The organism is Pseudomonas sp. WP18 (assembly GCF_036689585.1).
GTDB lineage: Bacteria > Pseudomonadota > Gammaproteobacteria > Pseudomonadales > Pseudomonadaceae > Aquipseudomonas > Aquipseudomonas chlororaphis_E.
In genome coordinates, this window is record NZ_CP144758.1 from 5,892,317 (window position 1) to 5,909,267 (window position 16,951).

21 protein-coding genes are annotated in these 16,951 nt (G+C 63.1%); 11 read left to right on the forward strand and 10 right to left on the reverse strand.

Annotated features, from left to right (window positions below; genetic code table 11):
• Positions 1-101: 101 nt before the first annotated feature.
• Entirely contained in the window at positions 102-530 is a 429-nt protein-coding gene (locus tag V5F23_RS26270) for a TM2 domain-containing protein (protein WP_042731350.1), read from the reverse strand.
• A 248-nt stretch (positions 531-778) separates the two neighbouring features.
• Here V5F23_RS26270 and V5F23_RS26275 point away from each other — a divergent pair, with 248 nt between their 5' ends.
• Complete coding sequence (locus V5F23_RS26275; protein ID WP_042731351.1) at positions 779-1,390, forward strand: C40 family peptidase; 612 nt, start codon at positions 779-781, stop codon at positions 1,388-1,390.
• A 162-nt stretch (positions 1,391-1,552) separates the two neighbouring features.
• Here the strand turns inward: V5F23_RS26275 and V5F23_RS26280 are convergent, their stop codons facing one another.
• Positions 1,553-2,587: a type IV pilus twitching motility protein PilT gene (locus V5F23_RS26280; protein ID WP_053147214.1), complete on the reverse strand. Its 1,035-nt coding sequence runs from the start codon at positions 2,585-2,587 to the stop codon at positions 1,553-1,555.
• Positions 2,588-2,642: 55 nt separating this feature from the next.
• On the opposite strand from V5F23_RS26280, the gene V5F23_RS26285 reads away from it, so the two are divergent.
• From V5F23_RS26285 to V5F23_RS26325, 9 genes are all read left to right on the forward strand, one after another.
• On the forward strand, positions 2,643-3,329 hold the full coding sequence (locus V5F23_RS26285) for a YggS family pyridoxal phosphate-dependent enzyme (protein ID WP_212803128.1): 687 nt from the start codon (positions 2,643-2,645) through the stop codon (positions 3,327-3,329).
• A 42-nt stretch (positions 3,330-3,371) separates the two neighbouring features.
• Complete coding sequence (proC, locus tag V5F23_RS26290; RefSeq protein ID WP_338474002.1) at positions 3,372-4,190, forward strand: pyrroline-5-carboxylate reductase; 819 nt, start codon at positions 3,372-3,374, stop codon at positions 4,188-4,190.
• Positions 4,191-4,199: 9 nt separating this feature from the next.
• The gene (locus V5F23_RS26295) at positions 4,200-4,790 is read left to right on the forward strand and encodes a YggT family protein (protein WP_042732791.1); all 591 of its coding nucleotides are present in this window, start codon (positions 4,200-4,202) and stop codon (positions 4,788-4,790) included.
• A gap of 199 nt (positions 4,791-4,989) precedes the next feature.
• The gene (locus V5F23_RS26300) at positions 4,990-6,129 is read left to right on the forward strand and encodes a homoserine O-acetyltransferase (RefSeq protein WP_042731260.1); all 1,140 of its coding nucleotides are present in this window, start codon (positions 4,990-4,992) and stop codon (positions 6,127-6,129) included.
• Between the two features lie 7 nt (positions 6,130-6,136).
• Positions 6,137-6,757: a methionine biosynthesis protein MetW gene (metW, locus tag V5F23_RS26305; RefSeq protein ID WP_042731259.1), complete on the forward strand. Its 621-nt coding sequence runs from the start codon at positions 6,137-6,139 to the stop codon at positions 6,755-6,757.
• Between the two features lie 25 nt (positions 6,758-6,782).
• Positions 6,783-7,217, forward strand: a complete 435-nt coding sequence (locus tag V5F23_RS26310) for a DUF4426 domain-containing protein (protein WP_042731258.1) — start codon at positions 6,783-6,785, stop codon at positions 7,215-7,217.
• Positions 7,214-7,810 (forward strand): RdgB/HAM1 family non-canonical purine NTP pyrophosphatase, encoded by a 597-nt coding sequence (gene rdgB, locus V5F23_RS26315; RefSeq protein ID WP_042731257.1) that lies wholly within the window; start codon positions 7,214-7,216, stop codon positions 7,808-7,810. Before V5F23_RS26310 ends, rdgB begins: the two co-directional genes overlap by 4 nt.
• Positions 7,807-9,006 carry a radical SAM family heme chaperone HemW gene (hemW, locus tag V5F23_RS26320; RefSeq protein WP_338474003.1) on the forward strand — a complete coding sequence of 400 codons (1,200 nt, stop codon included), beginning with the start codon at positions 7,807-7,809 and terminating at the stop codon, positions 9,004-9,006. Before rdgB ends, hemW begins: the two co-directional genes overlap by 4 nt.
• A gap of 18 nt (positions 9,007-9,024) precedes the next feature.
• On the forward strand, positions 9,025-9,348 hold the full coding sequence (locus tag V5F23_RS26325) for a DUF3392 domain-containing protein (protein WP_024778900.1): 324 nt from the start codon (positions 9,025-9,027) through the stop codon (positions 9,346-9,348).
• Between the two features lie 128 nt (positions 9,349-9,476).
• Here the strand turns inward: V5F23_RS26325 and trmB are convergent, their stop codons facing one another.
• The 4 genes from trmB to V5F23_RS26345 form a co-directional block, all read right to left on the reverse strand.
• On the reverse strand, positions 9,477-10,202 hold the full coding sequence (gene trmB / locus V5F23_RS26330) for a tRNA (guanosine(46)-N7)-methyltransferase TrmB (protein ID WP_042731255.1): 726 nt from the start codon (positions 10,200-10,202) through the stop codon (positions 9,477-9,479).
• Between the two features lie 9 nt (positions 10,203-10,211).
• On the reverse strand, positions 10,212-11,006 hold the full coding sequence (locus V5F23_RS26335; protein ID WP_003177480.1) for a thiazole synthase: 795 nt from the start codon (positions 11,004-11,006) through the stop codon (positions 10,212-10,214).
• Between the two features lie 54 nt (positions 11,007-11,060).
• Complete coding sequence (thiS, locus tag V5F23_RS26340) at positions 11,061-11,261, reverse strand: sulfur carrier protein ThiS (RefSeq protein ID WP_042731253.1); 201 nt, start codon at positions 11,259-11,261, stop codon at positions 11,061-11,063.
• A gap of 90 nt (positions 11,262-11,351) precedes the next feature.
• Positions 11,352-11,732, reverse strand: a complete 381-nt coding sequence (locus V5F23_RS26345) for a DUF423 domain-containing protein (protein ID WP_042731252.1) — start codon at positions 11,730-11,732, stop codon at positions 11,352-11,354.
• Between the two features lie 73 nt (positions 11,733-11,805).
• On the opposite strand from V5F23_RS26345, the gene mtgA reads away from it, so the two are divergent.
• Positions 11,806-12,528, forward strand: a complete 723-nt coding sequence (mtgA, locus tag V5F23_RS26350; protein ID WP_042731251.1) for a monofunctional biosynthetic peptidoglycan transglycosylase — start codon at positions 11,806-11,808, stop codon at positions 12,526-12,528.
• 198 nt (positions 12,529-12,726) lie between these two features.
• On the opposite strand, the gene rpoH is transcribed toward mtgA, so the two are convergent.
• The 4 genes from rpoH to ftsY all read right to left on the reverse strand — a co-directional run bounded on the left by rpoH (position 12,727) and on the right by ftsY (position 16,831).
• Entirely contained in the window at positions 12,727-13,581 is an 855-nt protein-coding gene (gene rpoH / locus V5F23_RS26355) for an RNA polymerase sigma factor RpoH (protein WP_003177476.1), read from the reverse strand.
• A 111-nt stretch (positions 13,582-13,692) separates the two neighbouring features.
• On the reverse strand, positions 13,693-14,715 hold the full coding sequence (gene ftsX, locus V5F23_RS26360; protein WP_042731250.1) for a permease-like cell division protein FtsX: 1,023 nt from the start codon (positions 14,713-14,715) through the stop codon (positions 13,693-13,695).
• A complete protein-coding gene (ftsE, locus tag V5F23_RS26365; RefSeq protein ID WP_024778908.1) occupies positions 14,712-15,383 on the reverse strand; it encodes a cell division ATP-binding protein FtsE in 672 nt (223 codons plus the stop codon). The genes ftsX and ftsE overlap by 4 nt, the downstream gene beginning before the upstream one ends.
• Positions 15,380-16,831, reverse strand: coding sequence for a signal recognition particle-docking protein FtsY (ftsY, locus tag V5F23_RS26370; protein ID WP_047735851.1), 1,452 nt, complete (start codon positions 16,829-16,831; stop codon positions 15,380-15,382). Before ftsY ends, ftsE begins: the two co-directional genes overlap by 4 nt.
• Between the last annotated feature and the right edge of the window lie 120 nt (positions 16,832-16,951).

A 16,951-nucleotide genomic window follows, 5' to 3' on the forward strand; every position in this document is an offset into this window, starting at 1 on the left:
GCAAGCTCGCTCCCACAGTTGGATCTTTGGTGAACACATGATTTGTGAACACCTCGATCCAGTGTGGGAGCGAGCTTGCTCGCGATGCAGGCGCCCCGGTCTTACTGAAACGCCCCCCGCTTCTGCGCATTGCGAATCGAAACCTGGTCATTGAGTGTCCAGAAGTCATACAGCACCCCCAGGAAAAACACCCCGCCCGTCAGCAGATAGACAATCCCGCTGAGCCATTTGCCCTGGTACATGCGGTGTACGCCAAACACCCCGAGAAACGTCAGCAGGATCCACGCCACGGAGTATTCGATGGGGCCGGGGGTAAAGCGCAGGTCCGCCTCGCGGTCCATGGCCGGGATCAGGAACAGGTCGATCAGCCAGCCGATGCCCAACAGGCCAAACGTGAAGAACCAGAGCGTGCCGGTGACCGGCTTGCCGTAATAGAAACGGTGGGCACCGGTGAAACCGAAAATCCACAGCAGGTAGCCGATGACTTTGCTGTGGGTGTCGTGCACGGCGCCCGGTTGATAGCTGTTCATGAAGAGTCTCTTCGCCTCGATAGATAAATTTTTTCTGACTTTTTGTGACTTTTTCGTGTCTCGCCGACAAGCGGTCTTCGCCGCACCGATTCGACGAAAGCCCCGTACTAGCGGGGCTGTTTCGGACAATCGGGCCAATTTGTCGCATTTAGACGGGTTTTGCCTGGGGTTCCAAATCGACAAACGGCCTCGGAATCGCAAAAAAAGCTGTTATAAAGTTGCGCGCTAACCTTTATGAGCCCTGCCTAATGCGTCCATTTTTCAAGACATGGCTAACCATTTGCCTATTATTGCCACTGGCCGCCCACGCCACCAATCGTGAGCAACGTCTGCCCAACATCAACGGCTACACCCCCAAATCCCATGTTTCTGCTCCTTCGAGCAAGAACAAGCCCGGTGCACAACGCCCAGGCACCGCCAGCAGCAAGCTGGTACCGCCCATGGCGAGCAAGACCAGCAGCAACGTGCTGAGCCGCGCCGTCAATGTACTCGGTACACCTTATCGTTGGGGCGGCAGTAGCCCAAGTAAAGGCTTCGATTGCAGCGGACTGGTGAAATACGCCTTCAACGACGCCACCTTCGACCTGCCGCGCACCTCCAACGCGATGGCTGCCGGGCATGGCGAGAAAGTCGAGCGCAAGGACCTCAAGCCGGGCGACCTGATCTTCTTCAAGCTCAAGAGCCGCCGGGTCAACCACGTGGCGATCTACCTGGGCAACGACCGCTTCATCCATGCCCCGCGCCGTGGCAAGTCGGTGACCATCGACACCCTGAACAAGCCGTACTGGGACACCCACTATGTGGTAGCCAAGCGCGTGCTGCCGAAAGAGCCGGGCGGGATGCGGGTCGTCCAACGCTGATCAAAGCCCCCCCTGTGGCGAGGGGATTTATCCCCGCTGGGCTGCGGAGCAGCCCCCAAATGTGGCGAGTCAGAAATAAAAATGTAAGCCTCTGCATTTTGGGGGCGCTTCGCGCCCCAGCGGGGATAAATCCCCTCGCCACAAGGGCTCGCGCCGGCCTTTCTAGAAATTATCCGGCGTACGCGCCCGCTCCCGCGCATGTTCCCGGCTGATCAGGCCCTTGTTCACCAGGTCCTTCAGGCACATGTCCAGCGTCTGCATCCCCAGCGACCCGCCGGTCTGGATCGACGAGTACATCTGGGCGATCTTGTCTTCGCGGATCAGGTTGCGAATGGCCGACGTGCCCAGCATGATCTCGTGCGCGGCAATGCGGCCGCCACCGATCTTCTTGATCAGGGTCTGGGAGATCACCGCTTGCAGTGACTCCGACAGCATCGAGCGCACCATGGACTTCTCGTCCCCCGGGAATACGTCCACCACCCGATCGATGGTCTTGGCCGCCGACGTGGTGTGCAGCGTACCGAACACCAGGTGCCCGGTTTCGGCGGCGGTCAGCGCCAGGCGAATGGTTTCCAGGTCGCGCATTTCCCCCACCAGGATCACGTCCGGGTCTTCCCGCAGGGCCGAGCGCAAGGCCGTGGAGAAGTCCTGGGTATCGCGGTGTACCTCACGCTGGTTGATCAGGCACTTGCGCGGCTCGTGGACGAACTCGATCGGGTCTTCGATGGTAAGAATGTGATGGTGCTTGTGGCTGTTGAGGTAGTCGATCATCGCCGCCAGGGTGGTGGACTTGCCCGAGCCGGTCGGCCCGGTCACCAGGACCAGGCCCCGGGGCGACTCGGTCACTTTGCGAAACACTTCGCCCATCCCCAGGTCTTCCATGGTCAGGACCTTCGACGGGATGGTCCGGAACACCGCCCCCGCGCCGCGATTCTGGTTGAAGGCGTTGACCCGAAACCGTGCAACGCCCGGCACCTCGAAGGAAAAGTCGGTTTCCAGAAACTTTTCGTAATCCACTCGTTGCCGGTCGTTCATGATGTCGTAGATCAGCTCATGGACCTGCTTGTGATCCAGTGCCGGCAGGTTGATCCGCCGCACATCGCCATCGACCCGGATCATCGGCGGCAAGCCGGCGGACAGGTGCAGGTCCGACGCCCCCTGTTTGGCGCTGAACGCCAGCAGTTCAGTGATATCCATAGCGCTCCTCAATTCCAGTAGAATGCCGCGAACCTCAGACCGCTGGCGCTTCTTTATGTCCACGATAGCAGACAACATCGCTCAGGTTAGATCGCGTATCCGCGCTGCGGAACAGGCCGCCCAGCGTGCCGAACAGAGTGTCCAACTGCTGGCCGTGAGCAAGACCAAGCCCGCCCAGGCCCTGCGCGAAGCCTATGCCGCGGGCCTTCGGGACTTCGGCGAGAACTACCTGCAAGAAGCCCTGGGCAAGCAGGCCGAACTCACCGACCTGCCCTTGATCTGGCACTTCATCGGCCCCATTCAATCGAACAAGACGCGCGCTATTGCCGAACATTTCGATTGGGTGCACTCCGTGGATCGCTTGAAAATTGCCCAACGCCTGTCCGAGCAACGCCCGGACGGCTTGCCGCCGCTGAACATCTGCATCCAGGTCAACGTCAGCGGTGAAGCCAGCAAGTCCGGCTGCACCCCGGCGGACCTGCCCGCCCTGGCCGCCGCCATCGACGCCTTGCCGCGGCTCAAGCTGCGCGGGCTGATGGCCATTCCCGAGCCAACCGAGGAGCGTACCGCCCAGGATGCCGCCTTCGGTGCGGTCCAACGCCTGCAAGCGAGCCTGCAATTGCCGCTGGACACCCTTTCCATGGGCATGAGCCATGACCTCGAGTCGGCCATCGCCCAAGGCGCCACCTGGGTACGAATCGGAACAGCCCTGTTCGGCGCCCGCGACTATAGCGCCGGCTGAGCCCAAGCAATGCCGACCCCACTCTCTAATCAAGGACCAGTCATGAGCAACATGCGTATTGCCTTCATCGGCGCCGGCAACATGGCCGCCAGCCTGATCGGCGGCCTGCGGGCCAAGGGTCTGGATGCCTCGCAGATCCGCGCCAGCGATCCGGGCGAGCAAACCCGCAGCCGGGTGAGCGACGAGCACGGCATCGAGACCTTTGCCGACAATGCCCAGGCCGCCGACGGCGCGGACGTCATCGTGCTGGCGGTCAAGCCCCAGGCCATGAAAGCCGTATGCGAAGCCCTGCGCCCGAGCCTCAAGCCCCATCAACTGGTGGTGTCGATTGCCGCCGGCATCACCTGCGCCAGCATGAACAAATGGCTGGGCGAGCAGCCCATCGTGCGCTGCATGCCCAACACCCCGGCGCTGCTGCGCCAAGGTGTCAGCGGCCTGTTCGCCACCCCGCAGGTGAGCGCCGCGCAACGCCAGCAGGCGCAGGAGCTGTTGTCAGCCGTGGGCCTGGCGCTGTGGCTGGACACCGAGCAACAGCTGGACGCCGTCACCGCCGTCTCGGGCTCGGGCCCGGCGTACTTCTTCCTGCTGGTCGAAGCCATGACCGCCGCCGGCGAGAAACTCGGCCTGCCCCGGGAGATCGCCGCGCAGTTGACGGCGCAGACCGCCCTCGGCGCGGCTCACATGGTGGTGTCCAGCGACGTCGATGCGGCCGAGCTGCGCCGCCGCGTGACATCGCCGGCCGGCACCACCGAAGCCGCCATCAAATCATTCCAGGCCGGGGGCTTCGAAGCCCTGGTGGAAACCGCACTCGGCGCCGCCGCGCACCGCTCGGCCGAAATGGCCGAACAACTGGGTCAATAAGGAGCCATCATGATTGGATTGAACACCGCAGCGGTCTACGTGCTGCAAACCCTTGGCAGCCTGTACCTGCTGATCGTGCTGCTGCGCTTCGTGCTGCAACTGGTGCGCGCCAACTTCTATAACCCGCTGTGCCAGTTCGTCGTCAAGGCCACCCAGCCGCTGCTCAAGCCCTTGCGCCGGATCATCCCGAGCCTGTTCGGCCTGGACATGTCGTCGCTGGTGCTGGCCATCCTCGTGCAGATGGCACTGATGGCCCTGACCCTGCTGCTGACCTACGGCACCACCGGCAATCCGCTGCAACTGCTGATCTGGTCGATCATTGGCGTGACCGCGCTGTTCCTGAAGATCTTCTTCTTCGCCATGATCATCAGCGTCATCCTGTCGTGGGTCGCGCCTGGCAGCCACAACCCGGGCGCCGAGCTGGTGAACCAGATCTGCGAACCGGCCCTGGCCCCGTTCCGCCGCATCGTGCCGAACCTCGGCGGCCTGGATATCTCGCCGATCCTGGCGTTCATGGTGCTCAAGCTGATCGACATGCTGGTGATCAACAACCTCGCGGCCATGACCATGATGCCCGAGATCCTGCGCCTGCTGATCTGACGAGGCGCACATCCTGTGGCGAGGGAGCTTGCTCCCGCTGGGCTGCGCAGCAGCCCCAAAAACCAGGGCCGCTACGCGGCCCAGCGGGAGCAAGCTCCCTCGCCACGGGTGGCAGTGTTCGAACAGGCCCCGCGCCTTTGCTTGCCGCTAACCCCAGCGGTCTTTAGACTTACGCCTCATTTCAACGAGAGCAGGGTCGATGCCAGCTGCCTTTCCCGCCGATTCCGTTGGTCTGGTGACGCCGCAAGTGGCGCATTTCAGCGAGCCCCTGGCCCTGGCCTGCGGACGCTCGTTGCCGGCCTATGACCTGATTTACGAAACCTACGGCACCCTCAATGCCACGGCCAGCAATGCCGTGCTGATCTGCCACGCCTTGTCGGGCCACCACCACGCCGCCGGCTATCACAGCGTCGACGACCGCAAGCCGGGCTGGTGGGACAGTTGCATCGGCCCGGGCAAGCCCATCGACACCAACCGGTTCTTCGTGGTCAGCCTGAACAACCTCGGTGGCTGCAACGGCTCCACCGGCCCCAGCAGCCTCAACCCGGACACCGGCAAGCCGTTCGGCGCCGATTTCCCGGTGCTCACCGTGGAAGACTGGGTGCACAGCCAGGCACGCCTGGCCGACCGCCTCGGCATCGACCAGTGGGCGGCGGTGATCGGCGGCAGCCTGGGCGGCATGCAGGCGCTGCAATGGACCATCACCTACCCGGACCGCGTGCGCCATTGCCTGGCAATCGCCTCGGCCCCCAAGCTGTCGGCGCAGAACATCGCCTTCAACGAAGTGGCGCGCCAGGCCATCCTCACCGACCCGGAGTTCCATGGCGGCTCGTTCCAGGAACACGGCGTGATCCCCAAGCGCGGGCTGATGCTGGCGCGCATGGTCGGGCACATCACCTACCTGTCCGACGACTCCATGGGCGAGAAATTCGGCCGCGGCCTCAAGAGCGAAAAGCTCAACTACGACTTCCACAGCGTCGAGTTCCAGGTGGAAAGCTACCTGCGTTATCAGGGCGAGGAGTTCTCCGGGCGCTTCGACGCCAACACCTACCTGCTGATGACCAAGGCCCTGGACTACTTCGATCCGGCGGCGAGCTGCGACGATGACCTGGCGAAAACCTTCGCCGGCGCCACCGCCAAGTTCTGCGTGATGTCGTTCACCACCGACTGGCGTTTCTCCCCGGCACGCTCCCGGGAGTTGGTGGATGCGCTGATGGCCGCGCGCAAGGATGTCTGCTACCTGGAAATCGACGCGCCCCAGGGCCACGACGCCTTTCTGATCCCGATCCCGCGCTACCTGCAGGCGTTCGGTAACTACATGAACCGTATAACGCTGTGAGGACGCCATGAGAGCCGATCTGGAAATCATCCAGGAATGGATCCCCGCCGGCAGCCGCGTGCTCGACCTGGGCTGCGGCGACGGCGAACTGCTGACCTGGCTGCGGGACCACAAGCAGGTCAGCGGCTACGGCCTGGAAAACGACCCGGACAACATCGCCGAATGCGTCGCCAAGGGCATCAACGTCATCGAGCAGGACCTGGACAAGGGCCTGGGCAACTTTGCCAGCAACAGCTTCGACATCGTGGTCATGACCCAGGCCCTGCAAGCGGTGCATTACCCGGACAAGATCCTCGACGAAATGCTGCGGGTCGGGCGCCAGTGCATCATCACCTTTCCCAATTTCGGGCACTGGCGTTGCCGCTGGTACCTGGCGAGCAAGGGCCGCATGCCGGTGTCGGAGTTCCTGCCCTACACGTGGTACAACACGCCGAACATCCACTTCTGCACCTTCGCCGATTTCGAAGCACTGTGCCGCGAACGGGAAGCCAAGGTCATCGATCGCCTGGCCGTGGACCAGCAGCACCGACACGGGTGGGCCAGCAAGCTATGGCCTAATCTGTTAGGTGAGATCGGCATTTATCGGGTCAGCAGCCCAGGCCTGCCCGATTACCAGGTCGCGGTGTGAACCCCGGCCCTGACAGGAGCACGACATGAAACGTCTCGCATTGTTTCTCATCACCGCCTGCCTCTGTGCAGGCGCCATGGCCGCCGACGTCATCAAGGCCGAGCGCAAGGAAGTGTTCGGTGACGTCACCGTGCACTACAACACCTTCAACTCCACGTTCCTCACGCCGGACATCGCCAAGGCCACCGAGCTGGTGCGCAGCAAGAACCAGGGCGTGATCAACGTATCGGTGATCAAGGACGGCAAGCCCTTGATGGCCCAGGTCAGCGGCACGATCAAGGACCTGACCAGCAAGGCGGTCCCGCTGACGTTCCGCCAGGTCATCGAGCAAGGCGCGATCTACTACATCGCCCAGTACCCGGTGGAGCAGCAGGAAAACCGCACCTTCGAAATCAAGGTGCAGACCGGCGACAAGATCAACACCCTCAACTTCAACCAGGAACTGTTCCCCGGCGAATGATGAACCTCTCCCAACTCGTACTCGCCAGCCACAACGCCGGCAAACTCAAGGAACTCCAGGCCATGCTCGGCGGGTCGGTGCAATTGCGCTCGATCGGTGAGTTCAGCCAGGTGGAGCCTGAAGAAACCGGCCTGTCGTTCGTCGAGAACGCCATCCTCAAGGCCCGCAATGCCGCGCGCCTCTCGGGGCTGCCGGCGCTGGCCGACGACTCCGGGCTGGCAGTGGACTTCCTGGGCGGTGCGCCGGGCATCTATTCGGCCCGTTACGCCGACGGCAAGGGCGATGCAGCGAACAATGCCAAGCTGCTTGAGGCCCTCAAGGATGTGCCGCAAGCCGAGCGCGGCGCGCAGTTCGTTTGCGTCCTGGCGCTGGTGCGGCACGCCGACGACCCGCTGCCGATCCTCTGCGAAGGCCTGTGGCACGGGCGCATCCTCACCGAGGCCAGCGGCGAGCACGGTTTTGGCTATGACCCGCTGTTCTGGGTGCCGGAACGCAATTGCTCCAGCGCCGAACTCGGCCCGGTGGAGAAAAACCAACTGAGCCACCGCGCGCGCGCCATGGTCCTGCTGCGCCAGCGCCTGGGCCTGCAATGAACGATGACACCCCCGCGCCGCTGATCCATGGCGGCGCACAAACGCCTCGGGCGCCACTGCCGGTGCTGCCGCCCCTGGCGTTGTACATCCACATCCCGTGGTGCGTACGCAAATGCCCTTATTGTGATTTCAACTCTCACACCGCCAGCCCACAGCTGCCCGAAGAGGACTACGTCGATGCCCTGCTGGCCGACCTCGACCAGGACCTGCATGGCGTGCATGGCCGGGCACTGAGCTCGATCTTCTTCGGTGGCGGCACTCCCAGCCTGTTCAGCGCCCAGGCCCTGGGCCGGCTGCTCAAGGGCGTCGAGGCGCGCATACCGTTCGCCCCTGGCATCGAAATCACCCTGGAAGCCAACCCCGGCACGTTCGAGCAAGAGAAGTTCGTCGCTTACCGGGCGCTGGGCATCAATCGCCTGTCCATCGGTATCCAGAGCTTCCAGCAAGCCAAGCTCGAGGCCCTGGGGCGGATCCACAACGGTGACGAAGCCGTGCGCGCCGCCGGCATGGCCCGCCAGGCCGGGTTCGACAACTTCAACCTGGACCTGATGCACGGCCTGCCGGACCAGTCCCTGGACGATGCCCTGGGCGACCTGCGCCAGGCCATCGCCTTGAAGCCGACGCATCTGTCCTGGTACCAGTTGACGCTGGAGCCCAATACCGTCTTCTGGAACCAGCCGCCGACGCTGCCGGAAGACGACACGTTGTGGGACATCCAGGAAGCCGGCCAGACCCTGCTCGCCGAACACGGCTACGCCCAGTACGAAGTCTCGGCCTACGCCCAACCCGGCCGGGCGGCGCGGCATAACCTCAACTACTGGAGCTTTGGCGACTTCATTGGCATCGGTGCCGGTGCCCACGGCAAGCTCAGCCATCCGGACGGACGCATCGTGCGCACCTGGAAGACGCGCCTGCCCAAGGACTACCTCAACCCGGCCAAGCGCTTCCTGGCCGGCGAGAAGACCCTGGCCAACGAAGAGCTGCCGTTCGAGTTCCTGATGAACGCCCTGCGCCTGACCCAGGGCGTGGACGCCCGCTTGTACCCGGAGCGCACTGGCCTGCCCCTGCAAAGCCTGGCCGACGGCCGCCGCGAGGCCGAACAAAGCGGGTTGTTGCAGGTCGAACCGTCACGTCTGGCGGCCACCGAGCGCGGACAACTGTTTCTCAATGACTTGCTGCAGAAATTTCTGAGCTGATCAACACAAGGAAATCGAATGGATCTGGTACTCGACCTGCTGGCCACCGTGTCCCGCTGGAGCCGCAGCAACCTGTCGGAAATCTCCCTGGCGCTGGTCGGCTGCCTGCTGGTGCTGTTCGGTGCGGACATCAAGGCCTGGGTCGAGCAACGCCTGGGCAGCATCGCCGGCGCGTTGCGCGTCCCGTTGATCGCCCTGCTGTGCATGATCGGCAGCGGTGCCGCCCTGATCTACGCCACGCCATGGGTGGTGCGAGGGCTGAGCCAGTTCAACAACTACAGCCTGGCGCCGGTGCTGTTGGTGGTGCTGGTGTTGATCGGCGTGGTGGCGGATCGGCGCTGACCTTCGCACCGCCCCAAAACGACTGTGGGAGCGGGCTTGCTCGCGAATGCGGTGTATCAGTCGACATTAATGTGTCTGATACACCGCATTCGCGAGCAAGCCCGCTCCCACATTGAACTGCGTGTGGCTTAGGACTGCTTCTCGAACTTCAAATCCCAGACCCCATGCCCCAGCCGCTCGCCGCGGCGCTCGAACTTGGTGATCGGTCGTTCAGCCGGACGCGGGACGTATTGGCCGTCTTCGGCAAGATTGCGGTAGCCCGGCGCGACGTTCATCACTTCCAGCATGTATTCGGCGTAGGGTTCCCAGTCAGTGGCCATGTGCAGCACGCCACCGACTTTCAACTTGCTGCGCACCAACTCAGCGAACGAAGCCTGGACGATGCGGCGCTTGTGGTGACGGCTCTTGTGCCAAGGGTCCGGGAAGAACAGCATCAGCCGGTCGAGGCTGTTGTCGGCCACGCAGCGGTTGAGCACCTCGATGGCATCGCAATCGTAGACCCGCAGGTTGGTCAGCCCCTGGGTCAGCACGCCGTTGAGCAGCGCACCGACACCGGGCCGGTGCACTTCCACACCGATGAAATCCTGTTCCGGCGCCGCGGCGGCCATCTCCAACAGCGAGTGGCCCATGCCGAAACCGATTTCCAGCGAGCGCGGGGCCGAGCGGCCGAACACCTGGTCGAAGTCCACCGGCGCGTCGGCCAGCGGCAGGACGAACAGAGGGGCGCCCTGCTCCAGGCCACGCTGCTGGCCTTCGGTCATGCGCCCGGCACGCATCACGAAACTCTTGATGCGGCGGTGTTGGCGCTCTTCGCCTTCGTCCGGCTGGACAGGCGTGTCGTTCGATTCAGTCATCAATGGCTCTTACTTGATCAGACCATCCAGCGGCGAGGAGGCGCTGGCGTAAAGTTTTTTCGGCATGCGGCCGGCGAGGTACGCCAGGCGCCCGGCCACGATGGCGTGCTTCATGGCTTCGGCCATCAGGATCGGCTGCTGGGCGTGGGCGATGGCGGAGTTCATCAGCACCGCTTCGCAACCCAGTTCCATGGCGATGGTGGCGTCGGAAGCGGTGCCGACGCCGGCATCTACCAGCACCGGGATCTTCGCTTCCTCGAGGATGATCTGCAGGTTGTACGGGTTGCAGATCCCCAGGCCCGTGCCGATCAGCCCGGCCAGCGGCATCACCGCGATGCAGCCGATTTCCGCCAACTGACGGGCGATGATCGGGTCATCGCTGGTGTACACCATCACGTCGAAGCCTTCCTTGACCAGCGTTTCAGCGGCCTTGAGGGTTTCGATCACGTTGGGGAACAGGGTTTTCTGGTCGGCCAGCACTTCCAGTTTCACCAGGTTATGGCCATCGAGCAGCTCACGGGCCAGGCGGCAGGTGCGCACGGCTTCGATGGCGTCAAAGCAACCGGCCGTGTTCGGCAGGATGGTGTAGCGATCCGGCGGCAGGATATCCAGCAGGTTCGGTTCGCCCGGGTTCTGGCCGATGTTGGTCCGGCGCACGGCGACGGTGACGATTTCGGCGCCCGAGGCCTCGATAGCCAGGCGGGTCTCTTCCATGTCGCGGTACTTGCCGGTGCCTACCAGCAAGCGCGACTGGTAGGTACGACCGGCCAGGACGAAGGGCTTGTCGCTACGAACGATGCTCATGGGAAATCCTCTGTTGGGGTGAGGTTCTTGCGAAAGACTGCGAAACCGGCGCGACTAGCCGCCACCAATGGCGTGCACGACTTCAACCTGGTCACCCTCGTTGAGGGTGGTGTCGGCGTGCTGACTGCGCGGGACGATATCCAGGTTGAGCTCCACCGCCACACGGCGCCCGGTGAGTTCCAGGCGGGTCAGCAGGGCCGCGACGGTTTCACCGTCGGGCAGGTCAAGGGGTTCGCCGTTCAACTGAATGCGCATGCCGGATGCCGCCATCATTTTTAGGGGCAGGCATTCTAGCCCGATCAGTCTGGGGGACCCAAGTCCCTTGGTCAGCTACATCGGCAAGCGTTACGCCGCAAGCTGCAGGCGCCAGGCCGCGATCCCCAGGCAAAGCCAGCCGATCAAGAACGCCACGCCGCCGAACGGGGTGATGATGCCGAGCTTGCCTATGCCCGTGAGGGTCAGCAGGTAAAGGCTGCCGGAGAACAGCAGGATGCCGATCACGAATGAAATCCCGGCCCAGGTGACGATTCGACCAGGGATGTGCGTGGCCAGCAGCGCAACCCCCAGCAAGGCTAGGGTGTGCACCAGTTGGTAGGTGACGCCGGTATGGAAAATCGCCAGGTAATCGGCGCTCAGGCGGTTTTTCAGGCCGTGGGCGGCAAAGGCTCCGAGTGCCACGCCGGTGAAACCGAAAAAAGCAGCCAGCATCAGAAAGCTACGCAGCATGAGAACTCCAATCAGACGCGGTGGACAGGGTCTGTATAATGGCCCGCTCGACCGGTTCGGCCAAGCCATCCCTATGCTGCGTTCATTATTTCGACGATTCCTCCAGGCCCTGCTCTGGTTCGCCGTCGGCAGCGTTGTCCTGGTGCTGCTGTTTCGCGTCGTGCCGCCGCCGTTCACGGCGCTGATGATCGAGCGCAAAGTCGAGTCCTGGTTCAACGGCGAGCCCATCGACCTGCAACGCACCTGGCAACCCTGGGATCAGATCTCCGACAACCTCAAGCTCGCCGTGATGGCCGGCGAAGATCAGAAATTCCCCGAGCACTGGGGGTTTGACATCGGCGCAATCCAGGCCGCGTTCGCCCACAACGAACGGGGCGGTTCGATTCGCGGCGCCAGCACCCTCAGCCAGCAAGTGTCCAAGAACCTGTTCCTGTGGTCCGGTCGCAGCTGGCTGCGTAAAGGCCTGGAAGCCTGGTTCACCGCACTGATCGAAGTGTTCTGGTCCAAGGAGCGGATCCTTGAGGTGTACCTCAACAGCGTCGAGTGGGACGACGGTGTGTTCGGGGCCGAAGCCGCGGCGCGCCATCATTTCCGTGTTGGCGCCAACGCCCTGTCCCGACAGCAGGCCAGCCTGCTGGCAGCGGTCTTGCCCAATCCACGTAAATGGAGCGCCGGCCGGCCAAGCCCTTATGTGCTACGGCGGGCTAGCTGGATTCGCCAGCAGATGAGCCAGTTGGGGGGCGATAGCTACCTGCTGGAGCTCGATCGTGCGCGGCGAGCGCCCTGGGCTCAGTAGCCCAGACACTGAGGACCCCTTGTGGGAGCGAGCTTGCTCGCGATAGCAGTTCAACAGCCAGCACTGACGTTGAATGCAATGGCCTCATCGCGAGCAAGCTCGCTCCCACAGGATCAGCAGTGAGCTCAAATTATCGAGCCCGAACGAAAACGCCCCGATCATCGCTGATCGGGGCGCTTTTTATTACCGCTGCGAAGATCAGGCCGCAATCGATACCTTGAGCTTGTTCATCGCGCTTTTCTCGAGCTGACGAATCCGCTCGGCCGACACGTTGTACTTCTGCGCCAGGTCGTGCAGCGTGGCTTTTTCCTCGGCCAGCCAACGCTGGTAGAGGATGTCGCGACTGCGCTCGTCCAGCACTTCCAGGGCTTCGTGCAGGTTGGTGTTGGAGTTGTCGCTCCAATCGGCGTCTTCCAACTGGCGCGCCGGGTCGTACCGGTGGTCTTCCAGGTAGTTGGCCGGCGATTGGAAAGCGCTGTCATCGTCCGCTTCGGCGGCCGGGTCGAAGGCCATGTCATGGCCGGTCAGGCGGCTTTCCATCTCACGGACTTCCCGAGGCTCGACGCCCAGGCTTTCCGCCACGCGGTGGACTTCTTCGTTGTTCAGCCAGGCCAGACGTTTCTTCTGGCTGCGCAGATTGAAGAACAGCTTGCGCTGGGCCTTGGTGGTCGCGACTTTCACGATGCGCCAGTTGCGCAGGATGAACTCGTGGATTTCCGCCTTGATCCAGTGCACCGCAAACGACACCAGGCGCACGCCCATTTCCGGGTTGAAACGCTTGACCGCCTTCATCAGGCCGACGTTGCCTTCCTGGATCAGGTCGGCCTGGGCCAGCCCGTAGCCGGAATAGCTGCGGGCGATATGTACGACAAAACGCAGGTGGGCGAGCACCATCTGCCGAGCCGCCTCAAGATCCTGCTCATAATAGAGACTCTCGGCCAGTTCACGCTCCTGCTCGGGTGTCAGCAATGGAATGCTGTTCACCGTGTGCACATACGCCTCCAGGTTCGCACCCGGGACCAAGGCATAAGCAGGTTGCAAAGAAGTGGTCATACGAAAAAACCTCCGACTCACATAACTCGTGCAGTTCAGCACTGCGAAAATTGACCGGGAACCGTAGGACAAGTTCCCACAAAAACCGAAAGGTCAATACGCGCAAATTCACTATTTTGGTGCAAGCTCACGCAAGTGGCGTGCTACCGCAATCCATGCACCGATATAACCCAACAGTACGGCGCCAAGCAAGAGCGACAGACCGTCGGCGACTGGCACGCCGGCCAGTGCGAAGTCACTGCCGTACAAACCGGCCAGCCCCACCACCGCATCGTTCAGCCAATCCAGGCCGAACGCCAATACACCCCAGGACAGGATCCCGGCACCAAAGCCATAGAGCGCGCCCATATAGAGGAAGGGCCTGCGCACATAACTGTCCGTGCCGCCGACGAGTTTAATCACTTCTATCTCGGTGCGGCGGTTTTCAATATGAAGACGAATGGTATTGCCTATCACCAAAAGTAATGCAGAAACCAGCAGCACCGTCAGGCCGAAGACGAAACGATCGCCCAGCTTGAGGATCGCCGCCAGACGCTCGACCCAGACTAGATCAAGCTGCGCCTGTTGTACCTTCGGCAATTCGGAAAGTGTTTGTCTCAATGCTTCAAGGGTCGGCTTGTCGACCTCCTTCGGCGTCACCAGCACCACGCCCGGCAATGGGTTCTGCGGCAATTCCTTGAGGGCTTCGCCCAGGCCGGACTGCTGCTGGAACTCCTCCAGTGCCTGTTCGCGGCTGATGTACTCGGCGTCGGCCACCCCCGGCATGGCCTGGATCTGCTCACGCAGCGCCTGGCCTTCGCCCGGCGTCGCTTCCAGTTGCAGGTACAGGGAGATCTGCGCCGCACGCTGCCAGGAGCCGCCGAGGCGCTCCACATTGTTCAGCAGTAATGACAGCCCCATCGGCAAGCTCAAGGCGACGGCCATCACCATGCAGGTAAAGAAGCTGCCGATGGGCTGCTTGCCCAGGCGGCGCAGGCTGTCCAGCAGGCTGGCCCGGTGGCTTTCGATCCAGGCACGCAGCAGCGTCGGGAAATCCGGGCCGTCGTCATCGTCGCGTTTCTTTTTTTGCGGCTGCGGGTCGGAGGCCTTTGGCGCCACGCGCTCGGCCACTTTCGGGCTACGGGTTGCGCTCATACACCGGCCTCCCCGTCACCGATCAGACGGCCACGTTGCAAGGTGAGCATGCGGTGACGCATGCGTGCGATCAGGGCCAGGTCGTGACTGGCGATCAGCACGCTGGTGCCCAGGCGATTGATGTCTTCGAACACGCCCATGATTTCCGCCGCCAGGCGCGGGTCGAGGTTACCGGTGGGCTCGTCCGCCAGCAGCAAGGCCGGGCGATGGACGATGGCGCGGGCGATGCCGACGCGCTGTTGCTGGCCGGTGGACAGGTCGCCCGGATACAGGTCGGTCTTGTCCGACAGGGCCACGCGTTCGAGGGCCGAGTCCACGCGCTTGTTGATCTCGGCCTTGGACAGCCCGAGGATCTGCAACGGCAGCGCCACGTTGTTGAACACGGTGCGATCGAACAGCAACTGGTGATTCTGGAACACCACGCCGATCTGCCGCCGCAGGTAGGGAATCTGGGCATTGCTGATGGTGCTCAGGTCCTGGCCGGCCAGCAACAGCTTGCCAGTGGTGGGCCGCTCCATCGCCAGCAGCAGGCGCAGCAGGGTGCTCTTACCGGCACCGGAATGGCCGGTAACAAACAGAAACTCGCCGCGACGCACCCGAAAGCTCAGCTCATGCAAGCCGACATGCCCGTTCGGATAGCGTTTACCGACCTGTTCGAAACGAATCATGAATGCTCCCGCTCGGCAAACAGCGCCTGGACAAAGGGCTCGGCTTCAAAAGTGCGCAGATCATCGATGCCTTCACCCACGCCAATGTAGCGAATGGGCAGGCCGAACTGCTTGGCCAGGGCAAAGATCACCCCACCCTTGGCGGTGCCATCGAGCTTGGTCAGGGCCAGCCCGGTCAGTTCGACGGTCTGGTTGAATTGCTTGGCCTGGCTGATGGCGTTCTGGCCGGTACCGGCGTCGAGCACCAGCAGCACTTCGTGAGGCGCCTCGGCGTCGAGTTTGCCGATGACCCGGCGAACCTTCTTGAGCTCCTCCATCAGGTTGTCCTTGGTGTGCAGGCGACCGGCCGTGTCGGCGATCAGCACATCGATGCCACGGGCCTTGGCGGCCTGCACGGCGTCAAAGATCACCGAAGCGGAGTCGGCGCCGGTGTGCTGGGCGATCACCGCGATCTTGTTGCGCTCGCCCCACACTTGCAGTTGCTCCACCGCGGCGGCGCGGAAGGTGTCGCCCGCGGCCAGCATGACTTTCTTGCCCTCCAGTTGCAGCTTCTTCGCCAGCTTGCCGATGGTGGTGGTCTTGCCGGCGCCGTTGACGCCCACCACCAGGATCACATACGGCTTGTTCTGGGAAGCAATCACCAGCGGTTGCTCCACCGGCTTGAGCAGGTTGGTCAGCTCGCCCTGCAAGGATTTGTACAGCGCGTCGGCATCGGTCAACTGCTTGCGCGCGACTTTCTGGGTCAGGCTCTTGATGATCACCGAGGTCGCCTCCACGCCGACGTCGGCGGTCAGCAGGCGGGTCTCGATGTCTTCCAGCAGTTCGTCATCGATGACCTTCTTGCCCAGGAACAGGCTGGCCATGCCTTCGCCGATGCTGGCGCTGGTTTTCGACAGGCCTTGCTTGAGGCGGGCAAAGAAGCCGACCTTGGCCTCTTCGTTTGTACGTGCCGGCTGCGCCGGGGCCTCGGGCTCGACGGGCGCAGGCGCAACGGCGGGCACGGCTGGCGTGGCGACAGGTGTGGGTATGAGCGTGGCGGCCACCGCCGGCAGGTCGGCAACCGGCTGCACCACGGGTGCGACAACAGGCTGGGCAACAGCCGGGATCGGCGGGGTGACCTGCGAGGCCTGCGCGTCATCCACCAGCGCCACCGGCTCTTCCGCCACGGGCAGGGTCAGCCAGGGCGTTTGCCCGGCAGGCGCGGCCAGTGGCTGTTCGACCACAGGCTCGGGCGTGGGCTCGGGTTCGGATTCGGCCGGTTGCAGCACCGGCTCGGCAATCGGCAGGACGATGGGCGCGGCTTCCTCGGCCACCGGCTCGGCGGGTTCAAGCGGTGCTTGCGGCTGTTCGACGACGGTTTCCTGCGGCTTCTTGCGCAGCCATCCGAACAGGCCTTTCTTCTCGCCAGCCGCGGCTGGGGTCTTCTTGTCGTCGTTGGAACCAAACATGGAGGACGGCTATCTCACGGTAGCGAAGCGCCACAAGGGCGCCTCGGTGATAAATATTCGATGCTGAACAGACTGCGTTTCACCCAGCTTGTTCACGGGCAACAGATTGTCGAAATGTCC